Source organism: Paraburkholderia sp. Cy-641 (genome assembly GCF_011752945.1).
Taxonomy (GTDB): domain Bacteria; phylum Pseudomonadota; class Gammaproteobacteria; order Burkholderiales; family Burkholderiaceae; genus Paraburkholderia.
On record NZ_VWWM01000023.1, the window covers coordinates 40602 to 65422 of the forward strand.

The following is a 24821-nucleotide window of genomic DNA, read 5'->3' on the forward strand; positions in this document are numbered from 1 at the left end:
GCAGGAGCGCAGAAGCAGAAACACCGAAGCAGAGAGCCTGGCGCGGAAGCAGACCGGCGCGGAAGTACACGCGAAGCCGCGCCATAGAGCGCGGCGGGACGGAGACACGAGATGAGCATCGATTATCAGGCGCTGTCGTTCGAATATCGGCCGTGCCGCGAGCAGCGCATGCCAGGTGCAGAGGAGCCGGCGGCCTATCCGGTGATCGTGGTCGGCGCGGGACCGGTGGGCTTGGCCACCGCGATCGATCTCGCGCAGCAGGGCGTGCCGGTGGTACTCGTCGACGACGATTGTTCGCTATCCAGAGGATCGCGGGCGATCTGTTTCTCGAAGCGCTCGCTCGATATTTTCGACCGCCTCGGCTGCGGGCAGAGGATGGTCGACAAGGGCATCAGCTGGAACGTCGGCAAGGTGTTTCTGAAGAGCGAACTCGTCTACACATTCAACCTGCAACCGGAAGCGGGGCATCACCGGCCCGCGTTCATCAATCTGCAGCAGTACTACGTCGAAGGCTTTCTGCTCGAACGTGCGCGGGAACTCGCGAATCTCGAGATTCGCTGGAAGAGCAAGGTGGTCGGCGTGCAGCAGCACGGCACGCCGGGCGCGTGCGACGCGAGCGTCACGCTGAGCGTCGAAACGCCGGACGGCATCTATGCGCTGCGTGGCCGCTATGTGATTGCTGCCGATGGCTCGCGCAGTCCGCTGCGCAACATGATGGGACTCGACAGTAAAGGCGTTACGTTCCGCGACCGCTTCCTGATCGCCGACGTGAAAATGGAAGCGGAGTTTCCGATCGAGCGCTGGTTCTGGTTTGATCCGCCGTTTCATCCGAATCAGTCGGTGCTGTTGCATCGGCAGCCGGACAACGTATGGCGCATCGATTTTCAGCTTGGCTGGGACGCCGATCCCGCGCTCGAAAAAACACCCGAACGCGTGATGCCGCGCGTGCGCGCATTGCTCGGCGCCGATGCGAAGTTCGAACTCGAGTGGGTCAGCGTCTATACGTTTTCGTGTACGCGCATGGAGCGCTTCCGGCACGGCAACGTGCTGTTCGCGGGCGACTCCGCGCATGGCGTGTCGCCGTTCGGCGCGCGCGGCGCGAATAGCGGCGTGCAGGACGCCGAGAACCTCGCATGGAAACTCGCAATGGTGCTCGGCGGCAAGGCGCCCGATGCATTGCTCGACACGTATGCGAGCGAACGCGAATTCGCCGCCGACGAAAACATTCGCCACTCGACGCGTTCGACCGATTTCATCACGCCGAAGAGCGCGGTGAGCCGCGTGTTTCGCGATGCCGTGCTGAAGCTGTCGCGGCACTATCCGTTCGCGCGTCAGTTGACGAATAGCGGGCGTTTGTCGGTGCCGGCCGTGTTGCGCGATTCGCCGCTCAATACGCCGGACAAGGACCGTTTCGAGGGCGCGCTGGTGCCGGGCGCCGCGTGCGTCGACGCGCCGCTGCGGATGGATGGCGAGCCGGCCTGGTTGCTGCGGCAACTCGGCGAGCCATTCACGGGTATGTTGTTCTGCGACCAGCATGGCGTCGATCAGGCGACGCGGACCGCGTTGAACGTACTGCGCGCGGCGCCGATTCCGCTGAAGCTCGTCATCGTGATGCTGGGCGAAGTGAGCGATGATGCTTTCACGCTGACCCACCTGCCGGCGAATATCCGCGTGGTGCACGATATCGAGGGACTGGCCGGCACGCGCTATGACGCGAAGCCCGGCACGTTCTATCTGATCCGGCCGGATCAGCACGTCTGCGCGCGTTGGCGGCGACTCGACGCCGAGGCGGTCGAGCATGCGCTCAGGCGTGCGCTGTGCGTCGAAGGCGCGGCCGGGAGCATGCAGGCGAGCGCCGATGTACGTGCAAGCGCGAATGCCATACCGGCAGCGCACTGAAGAAACACTAAAGAGAGAGTCGGGAGACAGACATGGCACTGAATACGCAACCGAATCTCGCGCGCCCCGATGACTTCTACGAAGCGCTGATCGACATGCATCGCGGGCTCGACGATGCGCAGAGCCAGTCGGCCAATGCGCAACTGATTCTGCTGCTCGCGAATCATATCGGCGATGAAGCGACGTTGCTCGAAGCGATGCGCCGCGCGCGCGAGGGGGCGCTCGAAAGCTAACGCAAAGCGTGCGTTAGGCGGCGGGTTGCGTCGTTCCCTTCGGCCAGCCGATCAGCCACGCTTTCGTCACCGGTTGCGCGACCGCGACCGCCGCGCGCACCTGGCCGCCCATCGGCAGATCGTGTACGTGCCACTCGCCGTGATGCGCGAGATCGAGTGCGACGCTCGCCGTCTCGCCGGAAAGCAGATTCGGCTCGACAACGATCGACGTATCGCGCAGTGCGCTGCGCAGGCTGGCGTAGCGTGCGAGCCGGTGCAGTCCTGCGGGCGAGGCGTCGAGCGCCGGGCGAGGCGCGGGCACCACGACGCTCAGGCCGAGCGCCGTCTTCGCGAGGCCGATCACGATCCAGATACCGCCATACACGATATCGACGACGATGCCGCGCCCGTCGCGTGGATGATGCGCGCGTAGCTTGTCGTCGCCGTCGTCATGCAATTCGACGTCGCGCGGCTTGCACTCGAACAGATGCGCGACGATCCAGCGCACCACCACGCGCGCGCTGATGAAGCGCTTGCGCAGCGCCGCGTTCGGATGCATCCGCGCGCGCTCGCGTTCCGACTTCGACAGCCACGAGTCGCCTTCCTGCACGGACACCGGCAACCATTCGCAACGAAAGCGCCACAGCAGCAGTTCGCCCGCCGACGGGATGACGGCATGGCGCGGAAAGTGGCGGCTCAGCGGACAGGGTGCGAAGGCGGGTGCGATGGACGGACGCGCGGCAACCGCAAGGTCCGCTTCCGGTGACATGAGCATCGATCGCGTCCTCAATGCATATAGGTGACGCGGCGCGCCTGCACGTCGAGTTCGACGCCGGCGTCGAGCAGGTCGATCGCGAACCAGCGCAGCAGCTTCAGCACGCCGCTGGCCGAAGGCGCGGGCAGCCACTCGTTCAGCATGCGCAACGCGGCGCCGCTATGGGTCTTTTGCAGCAGCGCGATGGCTTGCAGGATCACGGCCTCGTCCTTGCCGAGTTCGGTCGCGCAGCGGCAACGCATGTCGAGCGGACGATAGGAGGCGCGCATCAGCGAGCGCATCAGCAGATCGAAATGCTCGATGCCTTCCTTGCGCAAGCCGGCGTCGCTGAGGATGTCGTGCCAATGCCGGCTGCCGCGCACGGACTCGCAGGCCGGCCGCAGCCATGTGCGCACGGCGCTAAGCACGGTGTGATCGGGCGCGCAGGCGGTCTCGTTCGGATGATCGTCGACCAGTTCGGGGCGGCTGCTGTATTGAGAGCGGAAGTTCATCGATGCTCCTGAATGGACGCAGTCCAGAAAGTCGCGCCGGCCGGGTTGGACGATGCCGCGTCGCAGGCCGGCGTAACGCGCAGGCGACGGTTCGGCGCCGACGCGGCAAGCGCGTCGGGTTTTATTCGGTGGGTTGTCGGTGGCATGGCCATGGGTTGAATCATGGGGCAAATTTCTTGTTAATGCAAATCATTCTCATTTAATTGGATGAGTGTAGGGTAGATAGGGGTGTTTGTGCTTTCATTTAATGCAACTAACGGTCAATGGTGTGCGCTGCCCCCGACAAGCTATGTGGGCAAGCGGTCGAATCGGAAAGTCACGCAAGGGACGTGCGTGGTGATGTCAGGCGGGGGACTCTTACTGGCGAAGCATCAGATATGCGATGAAGGCTCCAATCAGCACGACACCCGCGCCATAGAGAACCGGTTTCTTTCTGAGCACGTCGAGCCTGGAGACAGGGGGCTCGTTTTCACCGTCGAGGTCCCAATAGTCAATGCCGGGATCGCCTGTCAGATTGACGATGATGATGCCGGCCGAACCCACAATCAGCACGAGTAACAGCAGGAAAACGGGGGTTGACATGTCGAAGTCTTGGCTTATTCGGTTGCCCAATGTGTGAAGACGAGTCGTTCTTCCTGATAGATGTCGTTTGCGGCTTCGCCGGCCATTCCGCCGAGGTTACTGCCAATATAAACGAGCGCCACCGCGCACGCGGGTTCAGCAGGACCGCACACGAAGGACACGGCAAAGCCTGCAAGTCCACCGCCAATCATGCCGCTCGCGATGATGCTGCCTTGTCGAGCGACTTCCTTAACCCTGTCTCTGGCTGCGATAATTTCACCCGTTGCCAGAACCGCAGTGAACAGGATTGCTATCCGAGCACTGATCCGAAGCTTGCGTACCTTGGTCGTGACATCAGCATTGCCGCCACCCGCCTTCCTGAGCACAGTGTAATAGACGGCGTTGCGCTCTTTCGTAGTCAGAGCATCAAAATTCTTTCCGAACTGAGCCTGGGCATACCTGTTCAGGTAATAGTCAAACCCCCTTGCCGTGAGCTTGAGCTTTTCCGCTTTCGCTACACCCACCGCAGAAGTGTACTTGCGATACTCAACAAAAAGCTTGTCTCGCAAGTCACTGCAATACTCGGCGCCTTCCTTTACCGTCATGCTGCCATCAGCAACTTCCTGGCGCACCTGGTCTGAGATCTCCTCGATGTGTTTCACATACTGCTGACGCACCTTGTCATCAGAGACGGCATTGGCCGCAAAGGTGGTCGCGATTGCCTCATAGTTCGCAATCGCAGCTTCCAGAATCCCGCTCCTGATGTCGTGAGTCTGTTGAGTGTGAAACGAGCCGCTTACTATAGCCTGAGCATTATTCTGAGCCATATCATCACCCCATCATCGCCTGCAACAAACTACCCATCACCGACTGCCCCGAACTCTTATTGGAATCGAGCACAACCTCAACCTTCTGGCAAGGCGAGGCATTGGGTCTGGTGAAATAGATCTTGTTTTTGGAATCGAACACCCCGTTTTCCACCGATCCATCAGAAAAGTAAGCGCGGCAGCGCAAGCCCTCACAACTATCTCTGTCGTGCAGAGCGAAGCGAATCCAATGCCCGTTTGTCGCTTCATCTGCCAACGAGTTGCTCGAGGATCCAAGGTATATGCTCGCCAGTTCGCGCGATTCGAAGTTCATCGCCATGTTTGACTGAGAAGCAAGCATCACAGGCGAGGGATGGCACTTACACGAACAGATGTCACCCTCCAGTGCGGCCTGCTTGCCCATCCAGTTGCCAGGCCAGCGAGGACCTTTAGCCACAATCTGCCCCGTGGATTTACATGCTGGGCATGTCACGGCCGCTCCAATAAAGGTCAGTTCTGTTCCATGGTGGGTCATCAACGGGATGCCCTCAACGACAGTACCACCAGCAGACGACTTATCTCCGATTTTCAGATAGCTTCTCTTCATGCATGTACTCCAGCAATTAATTTTTGACATTCGATGATGTGTCCGTCGAGTGTCTCCTTGTTGCAAGAAAGTCGTTGCTCAAACAGCGACGTAACGGCCTATAGAACGCTGCCTGAGCCGTATGCCGTCACACAATCGGAGAATTCTGAAAATGCTTGGAGAACCGAGCGTTTTTTTCGCTCGGCTTGATAGCTTGCAAGATCGAAGGGGAGAGAGACTGAAAAGATGGGCGCGCCGGAAAATCAGGTATTCGGCGCACCTCTGTAGAAATTTATTCTGAATTACTTTGGGTCGTTTCGGTCTGTCGGTAGACTGGTTCATGAACCCCGTGCCGCCGCCTGGCCTCTGCGACGATGCACTTCCATTCAGAAGGCGTTGCCCGCTCGCGGCATACTGCGATAAGAAGATCGCCAAGATCGTGATGTTTCTTGACGACTCCAGATTTACCCTTGATGAGCCTCAATTCGTTTTGCAGCCGGGCCACGCGTGCATGCGCCTTGCCATGTTCGAGCGAACCCGGCAGAAAAGTCTTGATGGATTGTTCGGCGGCGGCGAGTGCGCAAACGAGTTCGGCACGTCGCTGTTCGAGTGCTTCGCGTTCGTACCGGATGGTAGTGTCGGTAACCGATAACAGGGATCGGGTTTGCTCGGGGCAAGTGGGGAACTGGCGCAAGATGCACCTCCTATTCGGGTTGGATACCCGGCTCCCCGACGCCAATCGGGGTGGCCGGGCACATGGCAAGGTTGGCGTACCGGTGAATAGGAAACCGGCGAGCGCAAGCGCTCCCCCACCAAGGCCCGGCCATTGGAGCGCTTGATGCGGGCGTAAAAAAACCGCCAGTCGGCGGTTGCCCGCCTATTCCTTTTCCGGACGCCAATCCAGAGTCGCGGTGTCTACACGACTTGGCGAGCATAACGTACTGGGTCAGTGTCGATTTGCGTGGCTTGCCTCAGATCGAAGCACAGCGGCTTCACGCATTCGAACCTATCCCCGCACCACATCCCCCCGCCTACGCAAAACCGCAAGCAACGACACCCCATAAGGCAACGGCCCATGTGCGAGCCAATGCCGCTCGGCGCTGAAGATCCGATAGAGCACATCGTTGAGCACTCGCGGCGGAATCGCGTCGCCGGTCGAGCGCTTGCGGCGCAGCAGCCGGTCGGCCCAGCGCGCGGCCACCGCGAGCGGATAGAGCAGCGTGTTGAAGTAGGTGATGCGCTCGATTTCATAGCCGGCGTCGGCCGCGCAACGCATCAGCGAGTCGCGGCTATAGCGGCGGTGATGATGCAGATATACGTCGTGCGCGCTCCATAGCCCCGGACCCGCGGGCACCGTCACGACGATGCGGCCGCCCGGTGTCAACAGGCGCTCTATGCCTGCGAGCGCGCCGACGTCATCGGCAATGTGTTCGAGGCAATCGAAAAAGCAGATTAGCTCGAAGCGCTCGCGGCCGAACGGCACGTCGTCGGGACAGCGGCTCGCGCGAATGTCGAAGTGGCCGCCGGTTTTACGCGCGCTCAACGCGCGCGCGGTCGGGTCCATTTCGAGGCCGCTCACGGTGCCGAAGCCGGCCAGCATATCGAGGTTGCCGCCGGTGCCGGAGCCGACTTCGAGCACGCGCGCGCCGCGTGGCAACGCGAGCCGTTCGAGCATCGTTCGCAGCACGTCGCGCCGCGCGCGAAACCACCAGTGCTCGGCTTCGGTCGCGGCCATTTCGAGGTAGGCGTCCGGGGACATGATGTTCTCCTCGTTCAATGACCGGCGACGCGCACGCGCGGCGCGGTCCGCCTGCGCATGAGCTCGACGCGCGCGAGGTGCGGCGCGCGCGCGTCGTGGCGCACGGTCGGTAGCACGGAGACTTTGCTCTTCGCCTGATAGCGGCGCCGCACGAGATACACGGGCCGCTCTTTCGACTCGTAGTAAATGCGGCCGATATATTCGCCGATCACGCCGATGCCGATCAGCTCGATGCCGCCCATGAACAGCATCAGCGAGATCGTCGAGGCATAGCCCGGCACCGGGTTGCCCGACCACAGCGTATTGCCGACGATGTAGCCGCCATAGAGGAACGCGAGCGTCGCGATCGACAGGCCGATATACGTCCAGCTGCGCAGCGGCACGGTACTGAAACTCGTGATGCCTTCGAGCGCGAAATTCCACAGCCGCCAGCCGGAGAACTTCGAATGTCCGGCGCTGCGCGGCTCGCGCTCGTATTCGACGATGACAGTCCGATAGCCGACCCACGCGAACAGGCCCTTCATGAAGCGGCGCCGCTCGGGAAGGTTGCGCAGCGCGTTGACGACCTGGCGGTCGATCAGGCGGAAATCGCCGACGTTCTCGGGCAGCTTCACTTCCGAGAGCGCGTTGTGCACGCGATAGTAGAGCGCGGCCGCCGTGCGTTTCGCGAACGTATCGCACAGGCGGTTGGTGCGCTTCGCGGCTACCACTTCGGCGCCTGCGCGCCAGTGCTCGACCATCACCGGAATCAGGCTCGGCGGGTCCTGCAGATCGGCGTCGATCGGAATCACCGCGTCGCCGAACGCTTCGTCGATGCCGGCGGTCAGCGCTGCTTCCTTGCCGAAGTTGCGCGTAAGGTCGATCACGCGAATGCGCCGGTCGCGGCTGTTTGCCGCGATCAGATGATCGAGCGTGGCGTCGCTGCTGCCGTCGTTGATGCAGACGATCTCGAAGCGCGTGCCCTCGATCGATTCGAGCACCGGCACGACCGCGGCGAAGAAGCGCTCGACGGCGGCCTGCTCGTTGTAGAACGGCACAACGAGCGAGATCAGTGGTTTGTTGGCGTGGGTTGACATGGCGTTTCCCCGTTTAGCGAATTGTTTTGAGCGCGGGTGCGTAGGCGAGGGCGGCGTTGTCATCGCCGCGGTCCCCCTCGATGCGCACGCGACGCACGATCATCAACAGCATCAGCAGCAGAACGATCGGTCCGAACTGCGGCATCCCGGCCGTGCGGTTGAAGAATTCATAGGCTGGCAGCAGCCAGGCGAGCGCGATTACGCTTTGCTCGCCGCGCAGCCATCCTCGGTCGAGACCGAGCGCGCTCAGGCAGACGATCGCGATACCGAGCCACGCCAGTTCGTAGTGCCACACGTACGGATTCGCGATCAGCGTGGCGACCGTGAAGCTGGCCGCGCGCAGGCGGATGTCGTGCGTGTTTCTCCATACCCGCCACGCGGCGGCCGCGGCGATCAGCGCAACGCCCGCTTCCGCCGCATAGGCCACGGCAACCGGCACGCCGCTTTCGCGCAGTACCGCGAACGTGGTCGGCGACGCAAGCCAATAGCCTCTGCATTGTTCGAGCAGCGTCTCGCGCGCGAGTGCCGTGTTGACGAGAAAGAGCCGCACCGACTGCGTGCCGCAGACGAGCACGCTCAGCGCGCCGAACAGCCCCGCGCTGAACGCGGCGGCGGCCAGCGTGCGCCATGCGCGCGCGGCGATCAGCACGAGCGGAAACAGCACGGCCATTTGCGGCTTGATCGCCAGCAGGCCGATGCAGAGCCCCGCGCGCAGCGGATGACGGCGCATCAGGTAAAGCGCGAACGCGGCGAAGCTCGCGGTGAGCAGCGAGTTCTGGCCGAACGCGGCCGGCACGAACACGCATGGCAGCGCCGCGACGACGAACCATGCGAAGCGCGAGCCTCTGAAGCTGTCGGCGAGTCCGGAGACGCGCAGCGTGCCGGCCGTAAACAACGTCACGCCGAGGCCGACGAACATGAAGTACATGACGAGCGTCGGCAGCAACGCGAGCGGCGAGATCAGTACGAGGAACGTCGGTGGGTAGAGCCACGGCATCAGGCTGCCGTGACCGATATTGGGAAAGAGCGTCTGCTGGATGCGGTCGAACGAAGCATGCTCGTAGACCTGCGCCGCTGAGCCGTGCAACAGTCCGTACGACGCGGACCAGAAAATCGAAAAATCGAAACCGGGGCGGGTGAATTCCGGATCGGTGAAGCCGTGGCTCCAGAAGAACCACAACGACATGAGGACGACATACCCCGCGACCATCGCGCCGCTGTAAAAGACGATGCGCTCGGGCGTGAGCCAATGACGCACCCGGTCGTCGGCGCCGCGCATGCGCAATTGCTGAGAAACGTACATGATCCCCGATCCCCGTGTGATCCGGATAAGGCCGCGAGGACCTTCCGGTCTTTCTGTTTGTTGATTCAGATTCCTAATCGTCAGCGTGCGACATCGAATGAAGAACGTGTCGTTTTGCACTGAACCGGTCAACTTATTGTTGGCGGAAATCGGTCCTACTTTCAAGCTCGCGTTTTCGAGCGTGGGCGCCGTGCGCTGCCAATGTCGGCAAAAAGTGGCCGAATCGGCCGCCTTAATGTGCGCTAGCCCACCAACGCGTCTCGTCGATGAGACGCTTCGGACAGACGCTCCCTTTGGCGAGGGCCGTTTTCGCGGTCAATTTCGTTTTTACCGAACCAGGGAAAGTCCCAGGAAAAAAATCCCGAGCCCCAATTGACGGGCCTCTACGCGGAAAGCGAAGTGTCCGGCGCGGTGCGAGAAATGTTGCGGAATCAGCACATTCAGGACGCGATTTCGGTGGCGTACGCGACGGCATCCGGCGCGGACCCGCATGTTTGCTGCATTCGTGCGTAGCTGGCCCCGTCCTTGCGATAGGTGTGGCACGAGTGCCGGCCTCGAGCCGACACCGAAAAATACACAGTACGGGGGAAGTATGAACAACCAGCTCACGCGACTGAGCGAGCGCCATCACGGCAGCACGGGCCATGCGCCGATGCTGCACCGGCGGCTCGCGGCCACGGCGCATCGGTTTGTCCGCTGGCTGCGCCTGCGCACCGGCGGCGCGCGCAGCGCGCTCCAATTCTCCCGTTCTTCCCGGTTCGTCTTGCCCGGTGTCTCGCTTGTGCGTGCCAGCGCGCAAATGACGAGGCATGGGCGGCGAAGCTAGCCTGCCGTTCGTTTTTTCCGCAGTGCCCGTAGTGCTTTCCCTCGCGCCAATTCCGGCCAGGGGCTTTTAATTAGACATCCAAAGGGAGTCAATCATGAAGAACGTTATCGCTCAAGCAGTCCGTTTTGTTCGTGACGAAGACGGCGTGACGGCCATCGAATATGGCCTGATTGCCGGCCTGATCGCACTCGGGATCATCGGCGGCGTCACGACGCTCGGTACGAACCTGAAAACGATTTTCGGCAATCTCGCTTCGTCGGTATAAGCCCGGTGCCGACGGACGAACGCTCCGATTCGTCCGTCGCCGCCGTGCGATTGCCCAGCACGGACCTGGGCTCCTCATTTCCAATCCTGCCGCATCGGCGGCACGGGTTGACTCACTGACTAACGATAGCGAGGCCATCATGACGCTGCCGCCCTTGCCGCCGCATCCCGTGCCGCTTTGCGTGATCGCGCTGGTGATCGTGAGCGCCAGCACGGACATCACGGCGCGGCGGATTCCGAACCGCGTGATTGCGCTCGGCCTCGTCGCCGCGCTGGCCGTGCAGACCTGGCTTCACGGCCCGCTCGCCGGTCCGCTCGAATGGCTCGCCGGCGCCGCCTGCGGTTTCGCGCTGCTGCTGCCGTTCTATCTGCTGCGCGGCATGGCTGCCGGCGACGTCAAGCTGATGCTGACGATCGGTGCGTGGGTCGGCGCGGCGCTGACCTGGCGCATCGTGGTCGCGACGTTTCTGATCGGTGGCATCTGGTCATTGGCGTTCGCGTTGTACACAGGCCGCTTTGCGCGCCTGCTCGTCAATCTGCGGCAGCTAACGAGTGGCGGGTTTTTGGCGTCGCTGCGGCAGTCGAATCTGAATACGGCGGAATCCATCTCGGTCGGTGCGATTCCATACGGCGTCGCCATTGCGGCGGGAACCCTCGGGATGCTGTTCGCGGCCGCGGTCTAGCCAAGCGTCTCCATGAACCATGCAGGAGTGTTGCCATGAAAAACAGTCGTGCTTTAGTCATGCTGACGATCGCCGTGCTGGCGGGCCTCGCAGCCGTGAGTTTTGCGTCGCGATGGTTGTTGCAGACGTCCTCGGGCGCGGTGACGCCGGTGGCGGTCGCCTCGGGCGACATCAGTCTCGGCCAGCCGCTCAACCCGAACCTGATCCGCATGGTCAGCTGGCCCAGTGCGAGCGTGCCGCCCGGCGCGTTCGCCGACGGCAAGGCGCTCGACGGGCGCGTGCTGTTGACGAGTCTCGCGCCCGGCGAGCCGGTGCTCGAATCGAAGCTCGCGCCGCAGGGCACGAAAGGCGGCCTGTCGGCGGTCATCGGCGCGGGGCATCGGGCGATCACGGTGCGCGTGAACGACGTGGTCGGCGTGGCGGGCTTCGCCCTGCCGGGCAACTACGTCGACGTGATCGTCAATACGCAGGAAGCGGGCAAGGCCGACGCGCAGCAAAGCATTTCGAAGATCGTGCTCGAAAAGATCCTCGTACTGGCGGTCGCGCAGCAGGTAAGCCGCGACGACACCGCGCCAAAGGTGGTCAACGCGGTGACGCTCGAAGTCACGCCCGAGCAGGCCGAGAAGCTCGACCTTGCGCGCAGCGTCGGCACTTTGTCGCTGGTGCTGCGCAACCAGGTCGACAAGCAGACCGCGAGCACCGAAGGCGCGACCAAGCTCTCGCTGCTCGACATGCCGGCGTCGGCGCCGGCGCCCGAGCCGGTGCCGACGGTGCGTACGCACTATGTCGCGCGTCCGGCGCCGAAGCGCAACTGCATCGGCGTGCTGTCGGGCGTGACGGGCAGTGTCGAATGTTTCTAGGGAGGCTGCGGCGCGCCGGCTGACGAAGCGCCGCGACCTGAATAACAAAGGCAGTCAGGAACGTCTCGATCCACACACTTCGAGCGACGGGGGCAGCAACATGAAAACAGAACAACGCTTCTTATCCGGCAGCGGCCTGCGCTGTCGCGCGCTCGGCGGCACGATGCTCGCCGCGGCGCTGTGCACCGGCCTCGCGGCCATGCAGGATTGCGCCGCGCAGAACATGCCCGGCGGCCAGATGCCGGGCTGGGGCATGCAGAGCCCGCCGCTGCCGGTCGGCCGCGGAGCCGTGCCGATGCTCGTCAGCAATGCGGCGATTCCGAGCGCGATGGCGAGCGGCAAGGCGGTGGCTTCCGCGCAACTCACGGGGCCGAATTGCACCGGCGAGATTCGCGACGAGTCGAACGTATCGGTGCCCGTTGGCAAATCGGTTCTCGTGCCGCTCGCCGAACCGGCGCGCAATCGCACGCTCGGCAACCCGGTGGTGGCCGAGGCCACGCTCGTCTCGCCGCGCACGCTTTACGTGGTCGGCATGGCGGTGGGCACGACCAACATGATCGTGCAGGGACGCAGCGGCTCGTGCCAGATCATCGACGTGAGCGTCAGCGTCGATGCGGAAGGTTTGCAGCGCACGCTCTCGCAACTGTTGCCGAACGAGCACGGCATTCGCGTATCGAGCGCGGCCGGCAACCTCGTGCTCGCGGGCCGCGTGTCGAGCTCGCAGGCCGCGCAGCAGGCGATGGGCATCGCGAGCGCCTACGCGGGCGCCCAGCCCACGCAGCAACAGCAGGCCAGCACCGCGAGCTTCGGCAATGGCGGCTCGATCTCGCAGCAGAGCACGAGCGTCAGCAAGGGATCCGAAGTCATCAACATGATGACAGTCGATTCGCCGCAGCAGGTGATGCTCGAAGTGAAGGTCGCCGAAGTGTCGAAGACGCTGCTCAACCAGCTCGGCTCGGCGGTCAATATCCAGGGCGGTTTCGGTTCGTGGACCGGCGCGATCGTGAGCTCGCTGCTCGCGGGCGTCGGCAACGGCGTGCTGCTCAGCAAGGCGAACAACAAGCCGTTCAATCTGGCGCTCGACGCGCAGAAGAGCGATAGCCTCGGCAAGATTCTCGCCGAGCCGAACCTCGTCACGCTGAGCGGACAGGAAGCCTCGTTCCTCGCGGGCGGACGCGTGTTCATTCCGGTGCCGCAAAGCAACGGCACGGGCGGCTCGACGATCACGCTGCAGGAAGAAGAGTTCGGCGTCGGCCTCAAGTTCACGCCGACCGTGCTCGCGGGCAGCCGCGTCAACCTGAAGGTCGCGCCGGAAGTGTCGGAACTGTCGCCGACCGGCGTCACCGTAACGGCGACCGGCACCAGCGGCACGGCGATCCTGCCGCTCATCACGACACGCCGCGCGTCGACGACGGTGCAGATGAACGACGGCGAGAGCTTCGCGATCGGCGGCCTGATCCAGAACAACGTCACCGGCGCGCTGAAAGCGCTGCCCGGCATCGGCGAATTGCCGGTGCTCGGCACGCTGTTTCGCAGCACGTCGTTCCAGCAGGATCGCACCGAACTGGTCTTCATCATCACTGTGCATCTCGTGAAGCCGCTGCCGCCGGGAGACATTCCGCTGCCGACCGACAGCTTCGCGCAGACGTCCGACGCGATGGTCTACGCGACCGGCAACATGGAAGGCCGCCGGCCGGCTGCCCAGACCAAGTCGGCAACGACGCCGAACCCGAATGCGCCGCAAGGGACGCCACCGGCAGCGCCGCAAGCCGAGCCGCAAGCGCAACCGGCGGCGCAAATGCAACCGGCGGCACCGGCCCCCGCTCCGGCGCAAGGGGCGACGACCGCACCGGCGGCCTTGCTGCCGCGCGATACGCAGGCGGACCGGCCCGCGCCATCGGCGGCACTGTCGGACGACCGGACCGCGACGGTGGCGGCGCAAGCGGGCGGTACCACGGCCCACGCCGCCGGCGGCGACGGGCCCGCGCTCGCCAAAACCGATCCGGCCAACCAGTAACGCGCTGCGAAGGGGACTCTCATGAAACTCGAACATCTTGTGACGCATCTTGCGACGACTCGCCGCGCGGCGTTGCTGCTGGCGCTCTACGCAACCCTGGGCGGCTCGTTGAGCGGCTGCATGACGAGCACGCCGATCTGGGACGCGCACTTCGGCGAAGCCGTGCGCACCGTGACGCGGATGCAGATCATCGATCCGCACGCGGGCGAGCACACGCCGTCCACGCCGGGGGTCGACGGCAAGGCCGCCGTGGCCGCGCAGGACCAGTACGACAAGTCGTTCCAGGCGCCCGTCACGACCATCAATCCGTTCGTGATCGGCATCGGCACGAACGGCGGCAGTCAGTGAAGCACAGCGCGGCGACGTCCGCCGGATAACCTTGATCGCTTGGGCGAGAACATCATGATCAACATCCTGGCCCTCTCTGAAGACAGCGCGCGGCTCGCGCAGATCGCGCATCTGAGCGGCGAATGCGGCGACTATCGCTTCACGCGCGCGACCGGCGGGCCGTCGCTGCTCGGCGAGCGCGGCGACAGTCTCGACGCGTTCGACGTGCTGATTGTCGATGCGGCGTCGCTGAAGGACGCGGAGCTGCCCGTGGTCGAACGTCTGCATCGCGCGCATGGGCGGCTCACCTGCATCCTGCTGATTCCCGATGCGTCGCCGGATACGCTGATCGCCGCGATGCGCGCGGGCTTTCGCGACGTGCTCAACTGGCCGCTCGATCCGCGCCAGTTAGGCGACGCGTTGCAGCGCGCGCAGTCGCGGGGTTTGCAAAGCGGCACGCGCGATACCCAGGTGCTGTCGTTCGTGTCGTGCAAGGGCGGCGCGGGCACGAGCTTTATCGCCGCGAACGTCGCGCATGCGATCGCGAGCCTGCCGCAGAAAAAGCGCGTACTGCTGATCGATCTGAACCAGCAGTTCGCCGACGCCGCCTTTCTGGTCTCCGACGAAACCCCGCCCTCGACGCTGCCGCAAGTCTGCGCGCAGATCGAGCGCATGGACGCCGCGTTCTTCGACACGAGTCTGATGCACGTCACCGAGAACTTTCATATTCTCGCCGGCGCGGGCGATCCGGTGAAGGCGGCCGAGATCAAGGAAGACCGCCTCGAATGGATGCTCGGCGTCGCGGCGCCGCATTACGACTTCGTGCTGTTCGATCTCGGTCAGACGCTCAATCAACTGTCGATGCTCGCGCTCGATCGCAGCGACCAGATTCATGTCGTATTGCAGGCGAGCATGCCGCACGTGCGCGCCGGCCGCCGGCTGCAGGAAATTCTCTGCTCGCTCGGCTATGCACAGGAGCAGATGCGCCTCGTCCTGAACCGCTACACGCGCCACGGCGAACGCGCGCGCACGGCGCTCGAATCGGTGCTCGGCATGCACGCGTACCAGGTCATTCCCGAGGACGCCGAGGCCGTGACCGAGGCGATGAACCAGGGCCTGCCGGTATCGAAGACCGCGCGCAGCAGCGGGGTCGCGCGCAGTCTGCAAACGCTCGCCGAGAACATCGTCAGCCGCGCGACGACGTCGGAGCGCAAACGCGCGAAGAGCGATTCGCTGTTCGCGCGGCTGCTCGGCCGTCAGGCGGCGCCGAAACTTGAAACGCTGTAATACCTGAGAAGGGGAGAGGCCATGTCGCTTCGTGAGCAGATTTCCGCGCAACGCGCGCAACCCCTGGGCGAGCGCCAGGACTCGTCGGGTACGCCGGCCGGCATGCTGCGCGCTGCCTATCAGAAACTCAAGCGCGAGATTCATCAGGCCGTGCTCGAACGTGTCGAACTCGAACGCCTGTCGCGTTTGCCGTCCGATCAGGTGCGCCAGGAGATTGCCGCACTGATCGGCCGCATTCTCGAAGAGCAGAAGGCGCCGGCCAACGATCTCGAACGTCGGCAGCTCGTGGGCGACGTGCACGACGAAATGTTCGGCTTCGGTCCGCTCGAAGTGCTGCTGCGCGACCCGAGCGTGTCGGACATTCTCGTCAATACGTATCGCCATACCTACGTCGAGCGGCGCGGGCGGCTCGAAGCGACCGACGTGACCTTCTACGACGACGCGCATCTGATGAAGGTCATCGAGAAGATCGTCTCGGGCGTGGGCCGCCATATCGACGAATCGAGCCCGATGGTCGACGCGCGCCTGCCGGACGGCTCGCGCGTGAACGCGATCATCCGGCCGTGCGCGGTCGACGGTCCGTTGCTGTCGATCCGCCGTTTCGCCGCGAACCCGCTGCAGGTCGCCGATCTGGTCGAACTGCAAAGCCTCACGCCGCCGATGGCCGAAGTGCTCGATGCGCTCGCGCGCGCGAAGGTCAACATTCTCGTGTCGGGCGGCACGGGCAGCGGCAAGACCACGCTCCTGAACGTGCTGTCGGGATTTATTCCGGATGACGAACGTATCGTCACGATCGAGGACGCGGCCGAACTGCAATTGCGCCAGCAGCACGTGCTCAGACTCGAAACGCGTTCGCCGAACATCGAGGGGCGCGGCGAGATCACGCAGCGCACGCTCGTGCGCAACGCGCTGCGGATGCGGCCCGATCGCATCATCCTCGGCGAAGTGCGCGGCGCCGAAGCGCTCGACATGCTCAATGCGATGAACACGGGCCACGAAGGCTCGCTGTCGACGATCCACGCGAACACGCCGCGCGACGCGCTCACGCGCCTCGAAAACATGATTAACCTCGGCGGCCTGTCGCTGCCGACACGCACGATGCGGCAACAGATTTCGTCGGCGATCTCGGTCGTCGTGCAGGCCGCGCGTTTGACCGATGGACGCCGCAAGATCATCAGCATTTCGGAGTTGACCGGCATGGAAGGCGACATGATCAACATGCAGGAGATCTTCGTGTTCCGCCGCGCCGGTGTCGATTCGAAGGGCAACGTGCGCGGACATTTCTGCGCGACCGGCGTGCGGCCGAAATTCGCCGAGCGCCTGCAGGCATTCGGCGTGGCGCCGTCGGATCAGATCTACGATCCGGCCCGCCGCTTCGAGACGACGTGATTCGCTGTTTCAGGAGACTTGCATGAACCCGATCTTCTACGCCGCGATCATCCTGCTCTTCGTGGCCGTGGTGCTTGCGACGAGCGGCGTGTACGAGTACTGGGACAGCCGGCATGGGCCGACCGCGCGGCGCGTTGCCGCACGGATTCGCGCGGTCTCCGCGGGCGGCCAGGTGAGCCGCGAGCGGCTGTCGATTCTGAAGACGCGCATGCTGGCCGAGTCGGCGTGGCTCACGCGGTTTTTGCTGCTGATCCCGCGCGTGCATGCGCTCGATCTGTTTCTGCAGCAGTCCGGGCTCCAGTGGTCGGTGGGCCGGCTCGTCGGCACGTGCGCGGTATTGCCGCTGTTCGTGCTGATGATCGGCGCGAGCGTCGCGTTGCCGTGGTTCGTCTCCGTGGCGATTGCCGTGTTCGCCGCGCTGTTGCCGATCGTCTATGTGCAGCGGCGGCGCAATCGCCGCATCCGGCAACTGGAGCGGCAGTTGCCCGACGTCTGCGACATGCTGGCGCGCGCGCTGCGTTCGGGCCATGCGTTCACGGGGGCAATCGATATGGTCGGCACCGAGTTCGCCGAGCCGATGAGCGGCGAATTCCGCATCGTGTTCGACGAGATCAACTATGGCGTGTCGATCAGCGAGGCGCTGACGAATCTCGCCACGCGCGTGCCGATTCGCGATTTGCGCTACTTCGTGATCGCGGTCGTGATCCAGCGCGAGACGGGCGGCAATCTCGCCGAAGTACTCGACGGCATCACGGCGCTGATTCGCGACCGCTTCAAGCTGTTCGACAAGGTTCGCGTGCTGTCCGCGGAAGGCAAGATGTCCGCGTGGGTGCTGGGACTGATGCCGTTCGGCGTCGGCGCCGCGATGATGGTTCTCAATCCCGACTTCCTCGACATACTGTGGCGCGACTCCACCGGCGTAAAAATGGTCGTGAGCTCGGGCGTCGGGATGCTGTTCGGCATCTTCTGGATGCGGCACATCGTGAAGATCCGGGTTTGAGCGCGTCGTACCGCCCGCGAAGAACAACTACCGAGGAGAGACCATGCAAACGCTGAACATCACGCAGATTCTGCTGCTCGCCGCCGTGTTCGCGATCGTGTTCGCGGCCGCGTTCGGCGTGCTGCATCTGGCCGCGCCGCGCGACATGAGCCGGCGCATCGAGCAGGCGGGCGGCGCGAACGTCGTGCCGGCGCCGGAGCAACTGGCGCCATCCGCGGACACCGCGTGGTACGAAAAGCTCGTCGAAATTTCGCAGCCGATTTCGAAGCTGTCGGTGCCGAAGGAAGGCTGGGAGCAATCCGCGTTGCGTGTGCAATTGATGACTGCGGGGTGGCGCTCGGCCAACGCGGTGCCGATCTATCTGGCCGCGAAGACGGCGCTCGCGATCCTGTTGCCGTTTCTCGCGATGCTCGCGCTCTACGGCTCATCCTTCGCGCCCACGCTGCTCGGACGCTCGATCGTTCTCGTACTGCTCGCCGGGCTCGGCTACTACCTGCCGAATCTCGTGCTGGCAAAACGTATTGCCGCGCGCAAGCGCAGCCTCGTCGAGGACTTTCCCGATGCGCTCGATCTGCTGACGGTCTGCATCGAGGCGGGGCTCAGTCTCGATGCGTCGCTGATGAAAGTGGGCGAGGAAATCCGCATGCGCAGTGCGGTTGTGGCGAGCGAACTCGAACTGATGCTGCTGGAAATGCGCTCCGGTTTCTCGAAGGAAAAGGCGCTGCGCAATTTCTCCTTGCGCACGGGCGTGGAAGATATCGACGCATTCAGCGCCATGCTGATTCAGGCCGAGCGTTTTGGCACGAGCATCGGCATGTCGCTGCGCGTGCTTTCCGACACGCTGCGCACGCGGCGGCGCATGCGTGCCGAGGAGCGCGCCGCGAAGATTGCGCTGAAGCTGCTGTTTCCGCTGATCTTCTGTATTTTTCCGGCGCTGCTCGTCGTGCTGATGGGACCGTCGATGATTCATATCTATCGGGAACTGCTGCCGAGCATGGCGGGCGCCTGAGCCTGCGCAGGCCGTTGCCTGTCAATACATACGAGAGTGGGATGAGAGAAAAAGAACGCATAAAACGAAAAACTCAACGGGGCGCGGCGGCGGTCGAACTCGCGCTTGTGCTCCCGCTACTGCTGGCACTGATATTCGGCAGCGTGCAATTCGGCTGGTTCGTCAACAACTATCTGATGCTGACGAATGCCGCCGCGCTCGGCGCGCACCAGCTTGCGTCGGAGCGCGGGTACGCAGCGCCGTACACCGACACGGCGAATGCGATCAACACGCAGACAGGCGCATTGAAAGGCACGTTGACGATCTCGATGAGCGTCGGCGGTACGTCATGTACCAGCGACAGTACGTGCGCCAGCGCGTTGGGTTCGGGCACGCAGGCGCCCGCGGCCGGCACGCAGGCGATCGTGCAGCTCGGTTATACGTTTGCGCCGCTGTTCGGCGGCGCTTTGTTTGGCCTGAAGAGCATCATGCCGTCGAGCCTGAGCGCGAGCATGTCGGAGGTGGTGCAATGATTTCAGGCACGAGACCGACGCACCGATTACGGGGAGCGTCGGCGCTGAAAAAGCAGCAAGGCGTGGCGGCGGTCGAATTCGCCCTGCTTGCGCCCGTGCTTCTACTGATTGTGCTCGGCGTCGCGCAGTTCGGCTGGCTGCTCGGCAACTACGTGATGGTCGCAAATGCGGCCTCGGCGGGCGCGCGCTATTTCGCGTCGCAACGCGGCACCACCAGTCCGTATACGGCGACGCAGACTCAGGTGAACGCGTCCGCGTCGCTGCTCAAAACCTCGAATCTGTCGATCGCGACGTCGGTGAACGGCGCCGCGTGCACGAGCGATTCGGCCTGCGCATCGGGTCTGACGAGTGCCGGCGGCACGTCGGCGGTCGGAACGGCGACGGTGACCGTCTCGTACACGTTCGTACCGATCTTCAAGGGCAGCCTGTCCGGTCTCTACGCGATGATGCCGACCACGCTCAATGCAAGCGCGGTGGAGCGCGTGCAATGACTGGCGCAAAAAGCAGGTGCGCAAAATCTTGTGCGCAAAAGAAGCGCACACAAAAGGAAAGCGTGCAAACAGACGGCATGCAAAAGAGCGTGAGCAGCAAGAAAGCGGTTCAACCGTTTGGGGGGAAATCATGAGAAGAACGACAACTGGCCCGCGCGGCGCGCTTCGTCGCCAGCGCGGCGCCGTCTCCATCCTCGTGGCGATTTCGATGGTGATGCTGTTGGGCTTCGCCGCGCTCGGCGTCGATCTCGGCTATCTGGCCTATAGCCAGAGACGCCTGCAGAGCGCAACCGATGCCGCGGCGCTCGCGGGCGCGGTGGATTTGTGGACACAGTCGTGGGCCACCGCGTCGAGCAACGCCCAGGCGTTCGCGGCCGGCAACAACAACACGCTGCCCGGCGGCGTGATTCCGGCGGCCGCGACGATCACGGGCCTCACGTTGTCGAGCGTCGCGCTGCCCTACAAGCAGGCCGCTTCCGGCTACAACGGCATCCAGGTCACGCAGCAGGCCATCGTGCCGCTCTATTTCGCACGAGTCTTCGGCAAAAGCCAGCAGACGATCTCGGCAACCTCGAAGGCGGGCGCGGGCGGCGGCGCGGAGCCCGCGCTCTACAACGTAATGATCGTTCTCGACACCACGCGCTCGATGGCCACCACGACGGACAGCAACTGCAAGAACGCGAAGGGAGCCGCGCAAACACGGCTGCAATGCGCGCAGGCCGGCGCGTTGCAACTGTTGACGGGTCTCACGAACGCCGGTGACAACGTCGGCTTGATGGCGTTTCCGCCGCAAACTTCGTCGACGTACAACTTCTCGTGCTCGGGCAAGTCGCCGACCATTGCGAGCAGCTATTCGGCTTCGAGCGCGAGCTACCAGTATTCGTCGCCGAGCTCGGGTTATCTCGGCAGCAACGGCCAGGTCAGCACGAGTTCGGGCATCGTGCAGGCGCTCGGCGGCGGCAGTTGCAGCGGCCTGCCGGCGCCGGGCGGTCTGGGCACGTTTTACGCGCAGGCGATTACGGCGGCGCAAACTTCGCTGGCCGCCACCGCGTCAACGCAGCATCCGCCCGGCCAGAACGTGATTATTCTGCTGAGCGACGGCATCGCTTCGTCGACGACGACCCAGTTGGGCACGACCTATAGCAGCACCTACGGCAGCGAGTGCCAGGCCGCGATCAATGCGGCTTCCGCCGTGAAGAACAATACGGGCACGTTGATCTATACCGTCGCGTATCTCGGCGGCGAGTCCAATTCGGCGCCGAGTTGCGGCGACGGCGCCGATAAGCTCACTGCGTGCAATACGATGGCGTCGATCGCCTCGGGGCCGTCTTATTTCTATTCGGACACCTGTGCGAACGCGGCGGGCGGCACGAATAGCCTGAATGCGCTGTTTTCGCAGATCGCCTATAGCCTGACCAAGCCGCGGCTGATTCCGCTGGCGGCGAGCTAGTTGCAACGCTTCGGCGCGCATTACCGGTGGTCGTGCGTTTCGGCCGCGCTCTTTCCCTGAAAGATCGGCAGGCGCCAGCCGTAACGCAGCGACGCGAGCCGAACCAGCACGCAGGCGAGCGTCGCGAACCAGGGTGTCCACCAGTCGGTCCAGCCCGCATACGAAAAGCCCACCTGCACCGATGCGCCGAGCAGCGCGGCCGATGCGTAGATATCTCGCTCGAGAATCGCGGGTACGCGCGAGAGCACCACGTCGCGCATCACGCCGCCGCCGACCGCGCTGACGATGCCGAGCAGAATCGCGAGTTCGGCGTTGTGGCTATGCACGAGCGACTTCTGCGCGCCCGACACCGCGAAGAGGCCGAGCCCGATCGCATCGAAGAACAGCACCGGTTGGCGCAGTCTGCGCACTTGCGGATACGCGAGAATCGTGACTGCCGAGGCGGCCAGCGCGGTTGCCAGGTAATGCCAGTTCGACAGGCCCGCGGGCGGAATCGCACCGATGCAGAGATCGCGCACGATGCCGCCGCCGCACGCGACCATGAACGCGATCACGACGATGCCGAACAGGTCGAGCCGCCGTTGCCGCGCGGCCACCGCGCCGCTGATCGCGAATACGAACGTACCGACCAGATCGAGAAGGGTATAGACCGCGTGCGAATTCACAGTGCTTGTTCTCGCTGATCGAACCAGGCGCCGGCTGCGCACAGCATCGTTTCGATACCGGTGCGCAGCGTCGGGTGAAGCAGCGGGGCGAACTTCGGCGAATGGTTGCTCGGGATTTCGTTGAGCTTCTTCGCCTCGCGCGCTTTGCGGAAGGTCTCGGGATCGGTGCTGCCGACGAACCAGAACGAGTACGGCACGCCCCATTCGCGGCCGAACAGGCTGAAGTCTTCGCTGGCGGCGGCCGGTTGCGCCTCGTACGCATGCTTGCCGAAACGCGCTTCGAAGGCGTTGCGCAGACGCTCGGTAGCGGCGGCGTCGTTGACCGTGAGCGGATAGCTCGACAGCGTGGTGAATTCGGGTTCGCGCGGCGCGTTCGACGCCACGCATTCGGCGCAGCAGATGCGGCGGATCGCGCCGAGCATGTACTCGCGCACGTCTTCGTCATAGCTGCGCACGTTGAGCTTGAGCGTCGCGTCGTCGGGGATGATGTTCTCTTTCGTGCCGGCCTGTATCGAGCCGACCGTCAGCACGGCGCTGTCGCTCGGCGCGATTTCGCGCGACACGATGGTTTGCAGACGCAGCGTGGTGGAGGCCGCCATGATGACCGGGTCGATCGAGGTTTGCGGCTGCGAGCCGTGCGAACCGCGCCCGAACAGTTTGACCTTGAGGCTGTCGGCGGCCGAGAGGATCGTGCCGCTGCGATAGCCGACCGTGCCGGCAGGACCGAACATCACGTGCTGGCCAAGAATCACGTCGGGCTTCGGAAAGCGCGTGGTCATGCCGTCGTCGAGCATGCTGCGCGCGCCGCGCCCGATTTCCTCGCCGGGCTGGAATACGGCCATCAGCGTGCCGCGCCATGCGTCGCGATGCTCGGCCATCAGACGCGCGGCGCCGAGCAGCCACGTGACGTGCATGTCGTGGCCGCACGCATGGGCGACGCCGACTTCGATGCCGTCTTCGTCTTTCGCCTTCACCGTGCTCGCATAGGGCAGGCCGGTGGCCTCGGCCATCGGCAGCGCGTCCATGTCGGCGCGCAGCATGACCGTGGGACCGTCGCCATTGCGCAGCAGCGCGACGACGCCCGTGATGCCGACATGGCGCGTCACCTCGTAGCCGAGCTTTTCGACGTAATCGGCGACGATGCCCGCGGTGCGCACTTCCTGCATCGACAGTTCGGGATGCTGGTGCAGGTCTTTGTAGATGGCTTCGAGTTCGTGCAGAAGCGCGTCGATGGCACTCGACGTCGTTTCGATCAGCTTCGACATGGAAGACTCCTGGTTGCCGGATGAGCAGTAAGAAAGGCTGAAAAGAAGAGGCCGCAAAAAAACGGCGGGCAAAGTCGCCGGGAAGATCAATGCGGCGGCGTGCTCACGGACTCGCGTGCCAGCAGGCTGTTCGATAGCTTGCTGAGCAGCTGTTCGAGCAGCTTGCGCTCGCTGTCGCTCAGCACCGTGGCGAGCTGTGCTTCCATCGCGAGGCCCAATGCTTCCGACGCTTTCGCGACTTTCAGCCCGTCGGGCGTGGCGCGCAGCGCGATGCTGCGGCGGTCCGACGAATGCGCGTTGCGCGTGATGAAGCCGCGCGTTTCAAGCTCGGTGAGTACTTTGGAGAGCAGTGTCTTTTCGATCAGCGCGCGTTGCGATACCGCGGTGGGCGTGATGTCGGGCTCGGCGCAGACGAGGCGCAGCACGCGCAAGGCGCGCACGTCGAGGTTCCAGCGCTCGCGATAGACCACGTTCGCGCGGTTGGTCAGCAAGGCGCTGGTCAGATCGAGCCTGAAAGTCAGAAAGTCCGAGTACAAGATTGCTCCGCGTGTCGACCGTCGTGCCCGTTGCGGACACGACGGCCATTATAGGCATGTAGTTGAAATTTTCAATTACATGTTTGTGGCGGAGTTTCGGCGTAGTGGGCGAGCCAGTGAATGGCCCAGTGTTTGCTTCGGCTCAAAGCTGCTTGCAATAGAAGGTCGTGCTGCAGAATGCGCCGTCGGGCATCAGCGCGTAATTCGGCACGTTGCCCACGCGCTGCCAGCCGGCGCGTTGATAAAGCCGCTCGGCGTCGCCGCCGGTGACGGTATCGAGCACGAGAACCGACTTCTTTTCTTTGCGCGCGGTGCGATCTATTTCGTCCATCAGATGCTGCGCGATTCCGCGCCGGCGTGCTTTTCGATGCACGAGCATCTTTGCAACGTCGGCGCGATGTGGCTGATTTTCCGGCTGCGCGGTAATCAACTGCACGGTGCCGACGATTTCTCCATGGCCGTCTTCCGCGATCAGCAGCGCACGCTCGCCGCGCCCGACGCCCTCGGCGACGCCGCGCCAGAACGTCAGCGCGGTTTCCCGCGAGATCGGCAGCATGAAGCTGACCGAGGCTCCACCTTCCACGCAGTCGATCAGCACATCGGCCAGCGCTTCCAGGCAGGCCGAAACCTCGTCGGCGCCGACGCGCCGCACGGTCACATTGCCAATCATCCGGTTCTCCTGTCCAGTATTACCGTTATTACAGTTGTATATTTTTTGTTATAGTTTATTTTCACTATTATGTGAGTATATGCTGATGCGGGTCATGGCTAA

The 24821-nt window shown here is 63.7% G+C and carries 28 protein-coding genes; 15 read left to right on the forward strand and 13 right to left on the reverse strand.

The annotated features are described in order from the left end of the window. Positions 1-111 precede the first annotated feature (111 nt). Positions 112-1899: an FAD-dependent oxidoreductase gene (locus F3J20_RS14910; protein ID WP_167283746.1), complete on the forward strand. Its 1788-nt coding sequence runs from the start codon at positions 112-114 to the stop codon at positions 1897-1899. Between the two features lie 32 nt (positions 1900-1931). Continuing rightward, positions 1932-2132, forward strand: a complete 201-nt coding sequence (locus tag F3J20_RS14915) for a DUF2783 domain-containing protein (RefSeq protein WP_167283747.1) — start codon at positions 1932-1934, stop codon at positions 2130-2132. 13 nt (positions 2133-2145) lie between these two features. On the opposite strand, the gene F3J20_RS14920 is transcribed toward F3J20_RS14915, so the two are convergent. The 9 genes from F3J20_RS14920 to F3J20_RS14960 form a co-directional block, all read right to left on the reverse strand. Continuing rightward, positions 2146-2886 (reverse strand): hypothetical protein, encoded by a 741-nt coding sequence (locus F3J20_RS14920; protein ID WP_167283748.1) that lies wholly within the window; start codon positions 2884-2886, stop codon positions 2146-2148. Between the two features lie 11 nt (positions 2887-2897). Further along, positions 2898-3377, reverse strand: coding sequence for a hypothetical protein (locus F3J20_RS14925; RefSeq protein WP_167042687.1), 480 nt, complete (start codon positions 3375-3377; stop codon positions 2898-2900). 357 nt (positions 3378-3734) lie between these two features. Further along, on the reverse strand, positions 3735-3959 hold the full coding sequence (locus F3J20_RS14930) for a hypothetical protein (protein WP_167042685.1): 225 nt from the start codon (positions 3957-3959) through the stop codon (positions 3735-3737). A 14-nt stretch (positions 3960-3973) separates the two neighbouring features. Beyond that, the gene (locus F3J20_RS14935) at positions 3974-4765 is read right to left on the reverse strand and encodes a hypothetical protein (protein WP_167283749.1); all 792 of its coding nucleotides are present in this window, start codon (positions 4763-4765) and stop codon (positions 3974-3976) included. 4 nt (positions 4766-4769) lie between these two features. Continuing rightward, positions 4770-5351: a PAAR domain-containing protein gene (locus tag F3J20_RS14940; protein WP_167283750.1), complete on the reverse strand. Its 582-nt coding sequence runs from the start codon at positions 5349-5351 to the stop codon at positions 4770-4772. A gap of 271 nt (positions 5352-5622) precedes the next feature. Further along, positions 5623-6024 (reverse strand): hypothetical protein, encoded by a 402-nt coding sequence (locus F3J20_RS14945; protein WP_167042681.1) that lies wholly within the window; start codon positions 6022-6024, stop codon positions 5623-5625. Between the two features lie 312 nt (positions 6025-6336). Further along, a complete protein-coding gene (locus tag F3J20_RS14950; RefSeq protein ID WP_167283751.1) occupies positions 6337-7089 on the reverse strand; it encodes a class I SAM-dependent methyltransferase in 753 nt (250 codons plus the stop codon). Positions 7090-7103: 14 nt separating this feature from the next. After that, the gene (locus tag F3J20_RS14955) at positions 7104-8165 is read right to left on the reverse strand and encodes a glycosyltransferase family 2 protein (RefSeq protein WP_167042677.1); all 1062 of its coding nucleotides are present in this window, start codon (positions 8163-8165) and stop codon (positions 7104-7106) included. Between the two features lie 13 nt (positions 8166-8178). Beyond that, positions 8179-9468 carry a glycosyltransferase family 87 protein gene (locus tag F3J20_RS14960; protein ID WP_240162804.1) on the reverse strand — a complete coding sequence of 430 codons (1290 nt, stop codon included), beginning with the start codon at positions 9466-9468 and terminating at the stop codon, positions 8179-8181. A gap of 592 nt (positions 9469-10060) precedes the next feature. Between F3J20_RS14960 and F3J20_RS14965 the strand changes: the two genes are divergently transcribed. The 13 genes from F3J20_RS14965 (at position 10061) to F3J20_RS15025 (ending at position 21583) form a co-directional block, all read left to right on the forward strand. Further along, positions 10061-10294: a hypothetical protein gene (locus F3J20_RS14965; RefSeq protein ID WP_167283752.1), complete on the forward strand. Its 234-nt coding sequence runs from the start codon at positions 10061-10063 to the stop codon at positions 10292-10294. 94 nt (positions 10295-10388) lie between these two features. Continuing rightward, positions 10389-10559, forward strand: a complete 171-nt coding sequence (locus F3J20_RS14970; protein ID WP_167283753.1) for a Flp family type IVb pilin — start codon at positions 10389-10391, stop codon at positions 10557-10559. Positions 10560-10698: 139 nt separating this feature from the next. Further along, positions 10699-11241: a prepilin peptidase gene (locus F3J20_RS14975; RefSeq protein ID WP_167283754.1), complete on the forward strand. Its 543-nt coding sequence runs from the start codon at positions 10699-10701 to the stop codon at positions 11239-11241. Positions 11242-11276: 35 nt separating this feature from the next. Continuing rightward, positions 11277-12101 carry a Flp pilus assembly protein CpaB gene (gene cpaB / locus F3J20_RS14980; protein WP_167042669.1) on the forward strand — a complete coding sequence of 275 codons (825 nt, stop codon included), beginning with the start codon at positions 11277-11279 and terminating at the stop codon, positions 12099-12101. Between the two features lie 100 nt (positions 12102-12201). Continuing rightward, positions 12202-14118: a type II and III secretion system protein family protein gene (locus F3J20_RS14985; protein WP_167283755.1), complete on the forward strand. Its 1917-nt coding sequence runs from the start codon at positions 12202-12204 to the stop codon at positions 14116-14118. A gap of 21 nt (positions 14119-14139) precedes the next feature. Next, positions 14140-14466, forward strand: coding sequence for a hypothetical protein (locus F3J20_RS14990; RefSeq protein ID WP_167042665.1), 327 nt, complete (start codon positions 14140-14142; stop codon positions 14464-14466). A 54-nt stretch (positions 14467-14520) separates the two neighbouring features. Then, positions 14521-15732, forward strand: a complete 1212-nt coding sequence (locus tag F3J20_RS14995) for an AAA family ATPase (protein ID WP_167042663.1) — start codon at positions 14521-14523, stop codon at positions 15730-15732. Positions 15733-15753: 21 nt separating this feature from the next. Further along, a complete protein-coding gene (locus tag F3J20_RS15000; protein ID WP_167042661.1) occupies positions 15754-17121 on the forward strand; it encodes a CpaF family protein in 1368 nt (455 codons plus the stop codon). Between the two features lie 22 nt (positions 17122-17143). Further along, positions 17144-18121 carry a type II secretion system F family protein gene (locus tag F3J20_RS15005; RefSeq protein WP_167042659.1) on the forward strand — a complete coding sequence of 326 codons (978 nt, stop codon included), beginning with the start codon at positions 17144-17146 and terminating at the stop codon, positions 18119-18121. Between the two features lie 43 nt (positions 18122-18164). Further along, on the forward strand, positions 18165-19130 hold the full coding sequence (locus F3J20_RS15010) for a type II secretion system F family protein (protein WP_167283756.1): 966 nt from the start codon (positions 18165-18167) through the stop codon (positions 19128-19130). Between the two features lie 41 nt (positions 19131-19171). Next, the gene (locus F3J20_RS15015; protein WP_205192896.1) at positions 19172-19642 is read left to right on the forward strand and encodes a TadE/TadG family type IV pilus assembly protein; all 471 of its coding nucleotides are present in this window, start codon (positions 19172-19174) and stop codon (positions 19640-19642) included. Continuing rightward, the gene (locus tag F3J20_RS15020) at positions 19639-20133 is read left to right on the forward strand and encodes a TadE/TadG family type IV pilus assembly protein (RefSeq protein WP_167283757.1); all 495 of its coding nucleotides are present in this window, start codon (positions 19639-19641) and stop codon (positions 20131-20133) included. The genes F3J20_RS15015 and F3J20_RS15020 overlap by 4 nt, the downstream gene beginning before the upstream one ends. Positions 20134-20263: 130 nt before the next feature. Then, a complete protein-coding gene (locus tag F3J20_RS15025; protein WP_167283758.1) occupies positions 20264-21583 on the forward strand; it encodes a VWA domain-containing protein in 1320 nt (439 codons plus the stop codon). A gap of 20 nt (positions 21584-21603) precedes the next feature. Here F3J20_RS15025 and F3J20_RS15030 read toward each other — a convergent pair whose 3' ends face one another. The 4 genes from F3J20_RS15030 to F3J20_RS15045 all read right to left on the reverse strand — a co-directional run bounded on the left by F3J20_RS15030 (position 21604) and on the right by F3J20_RS15045 (position 24719). Beyond that, complete coding sequence (locus F3J20_RS15030; protein WP_167042651.1) at positions 21604-22248, reverse strand: trimeric intracellular cation channel family protein; 645 nt, start codon at positions 22246-22248, stop codon at positions 21604-21606. Then, the gene (locus F3J20_RS15035; protein WP_167283759.1) at positions 22245-23513 is read right to left on the reverse strand and encodes a M20 family metallopeptidase; all 1269 of its coding nucleotides are present in this window, start codon (positions 23511-23513) and stop codon (positions 22245-22247) included. The genes F3J20_RS15030 and F3J20_RS15035 overlap by 4 nt, the downstream gene beginning before the upstream one ends. A gap of 86 nt (positions 23514-23599) precedes the next feature. After that, entirely contained in the window at positions 23600-24049 is a 450-nt protein-coding gene (locus F3J20_RS15040) for a MarR family transcriptional regulator (RefSeq protein WP_167042647.1), read from the reverse strand. 142 nt (positions 24050-24191) lie between these two features. Beyond that, positions 24192-24719 (reverse strand): GNAT family N-acetyltransferase, encoded by a 528-nt coding sequence (locus tag F3J20_RS15045; RefSeq protein ID WP_167042645.1) that lies wholly within the window; start codon positions 24717-24719, stop codon positions 24192-24194. Positions 24720-24821: the final 102 nt, after the last annotated feature.

Coding starts and splice junctions, on each gene's coding strand:
- F3J20_RS14910 (WP_167283746.1), top strand. CDS start 112: ATGAGCATCGATTATCAGGCGCTGTCGTTCGAATATCGGCCGTGCCGC.
- F3J20_RS14915 (WP_167283747.1), top strand. CDS start 1,932: ATGGCACTGAATACGCAACCGAATCTCGCGCGCCCCGATGACTTCTAC.
- F3J20_RS14920 (WP_167283748.1), bottom strand. CDS start 2,886: ATGCTCATGTCACCGGAAGCGGACCTTGCGGTTGCCGCGCGTCCGTCC.
- F3J20_RS14925 (WP_167042687.1), bottom strand. CDS start 3,377: ATGAACTTCCGCTCTCAATACAGCAGCCGCCCCGAACTGGTCGACGAT.
- F3J20_RS14930 (WP_167042685.1), bottom strand. CDS start 3,959: ATGTCAACCCCCGTTTTCCTGCTGTTACTCGTGCTGATTGTGGGTTCG.
- F3J20_RS14935 (WP_167283749.1), bottom strand. CDS start 4,765: ATGGCTCAGAATAATGCTCAGGCTATAGTAAGCGGCTCGTTTCACACT.
- F3J20_RS14940 (WP_167283750.1), bottom strand. CDS start 5,351: ATGAAGAGAAGCTATCTGAAAATCGGAGATAAGTCGTCTGCTGGTGGT.
- F3J20_RS14950 (WP_167283751.1), bottom strand. CDS start 7,089: ATGTCCCCGGACGCCTACCTCGAAATGGCCGCGACCGAAGCCGAGCAC.
- F3J20_RS14955 (WP_167042677.1), bottom strand. CDS start 8,165: ATGTCAACCCACGCCAACAAACCACTGATCTCGCTCGTTGTGCCGTTC.
- F3J20_RS14960 (WP_240162804.1), bottom strand. CDS start 9,468: ATGTACGTTTCTCAGCAATTGCGCATGCGCGGCGCCGACGACCGGGTG.
- F3J20_RS14965 (WP_167283752.1), top strand. CDS start 10,061: ATGAACAACCAGCTCACGCGACTGAGCGAGCGCCATCACGGCAGCACG.
- F3J20_RS14970 (WP_167283753.1), top strand. CDS start 10,389: ATGAAGAACGTTATCGCTCAAGCAGTCCGTTTTGTTCGTGACGAAGAC.
- F3J20_RS14975 (WP_167283754.1), top strand. CDS start 10,699: ATGACGCTGCCGCCCTTGCCGCCGCATCCCGTGCCGCTTTGCGTGATC.
- cpaB (WP_167042669.1), top strand. CDS start 11,277: ATGAAAAACAGTCGTGCTTTAGTCATGCTGACGATCGCCGTGCTGGCG.
- F3J20_RS14985 (WP_167283755.1), top strand. CDS start 12,202: ATGAAAACAGAACAACGCTTCTTATCCGGCAGCGGCCTGCGCTGTCGC.
- F3J20_RS14990 (WP_167042665.1), top strand. CDS start 14,140: ATGAAACTCGAACATCTTGTGACGCATCTTGCGACGACTCGCCGCGCG.
- F3J20_RS14995 (WP_167042663.1), top strand. CDS start 14,521: ATGATCAACATCCTGGCCCTCTCTGAAGACAGCGCGCGGCTCGCGCAG.
- F3J20_RS15000 (WP_167042661.1), top strand. CDS start 15,754: ATGTCGCTTCGTGAGCAGATTTCCGCGCAACGCGCGCAACCCCTGGGC.
- F3J20_RS15005 (WP_167042659.1), top strand. CDS start 17,144: ATGAACCCGATCTTCTACGCCGCGATCATCCTGCTCTTCGTGGCCGTG.
- F3J20_RS15010 (WP_167283756.1), top strand. CDS start 18,165: ATGCAAACGCTGAACATCACGCAGATTCTGCTGCTCGCCGCCGTGTTC.
- F3J20_RS15015 (WP_205192896.1), top strand. CDS start 19,172: ATGAGAGAAAAAGAACGCATAAAACGAAAAACTCAACGGGGCGCGGCG.
- F3J20_RS15020 (WP_167283757.1), top strand. CDS start 19,639: ATGATTTCAGGCACGAGACCGACGCACCGATTACGGGGAGCGTCGGCG.
- F3J20_RS15025 (WP_167283758.1), top strand. CDS start 20,264: ATGAGAAGAACGACAACTGGCCCGCGCGGCGCGCTTCGTCGCCAGCGC.
- F3J20_RS15035 (WP_167283759.1), bottom strand. CDS start 23,513: ATGTCGAAGCTGATCGAAACGACGTCGAGTGCCATCGACGCGCTTCTG.
- F3J20_RS15045 (WP_167042645.1), bottom strand. CDS start 24,719: ATGATTGGCAATGTGACCGTGCGGCGCGTCGGCGCCGACGAGGTTTCG.